Genomic DNA, 617 nt, shown 5'->3' on the forward strand with positions numbered 1-617 from the left:
CTTCCACTGAGGACGAGGACAAATCCAATTGAGTGATGGCTCGGGACATTTCAGGCGTTAGGCGTTCGTCAGCATCTAGGCTGAGCACCCAATTGTGTTTGGTATGAGACAGAGCCACATTTTTTTGAATACCATCTCCTAAGTAGGCTTGATGGACAACCGTCGCGCCTAAACGCTGGGCAATTTCGACAGTTTTGTCTGTGCTTCCTGAATCAACCACCACAATATCGTCACAAACGCTTTGCATGGATTCGATACACGCTGCGATGTTGTTTTCTTCGTTAAGGGTGATGATGTTGCCTGAAATATTCATGTTTGGCTCTTTAGTCTGAAAGCGTTAATAAATTGCGTGTTTGACGTCAAATGGTATTGTGTCATCTCTCATGGCAGTACGGATCTTGCGATTATGTCAGGAGTGAGTTGATTCTGACAGTTTGTATGACCAAGAGGGCAAGTGCGTTTGAAGCAAGGAGAACACTCTAAATGCAAGTTGTGAATGGTTTTATTCTCCGTCAACGGCGGTGTAAATAGCTCGCTTGTTGAACCATAAATACCGTGCACTTCTGTGCCCACCGAAGCCGCGACATGCATTAAGCCTGAATCATTACTGACGGCTT

2 protein-coding genes are annotated in these 617 nt (G+C 45.4%); both read right to left on the minus strand.

Going from position 1 to position 617, the window contains the following annotated elements; all coding sequences use genetic code 11:
* Positions 1 to 313, minus strand: a 313-nt coding sequence (locus tag GQS57_RS18510; RefSeq protein WP_165734443.1) for a glycosyltransferase family 2 protein, incomplete at its 3' end; no start/stop codon positions are given.
* Between the two features lie 68 nt (positions 314 to 381).
* Positions 382 to 617: glycosyltransferase family 9 protein (locus GQS57_RS19370; protein WP_205860317.1), on the minus strand; the 236-nt coding region annotated here is incomplete at its 5' end.

Origin of the sequence: Polaribacter sp. 20A6 (genome assembly GCF_011378915.1) — a bacterium.
GTDB lineage: Bacteria > Bacteroidota > Bacteroidia > Flavobacteriales > Flavobacteriaceae > Polaribacter > Polaribacter sejongensis.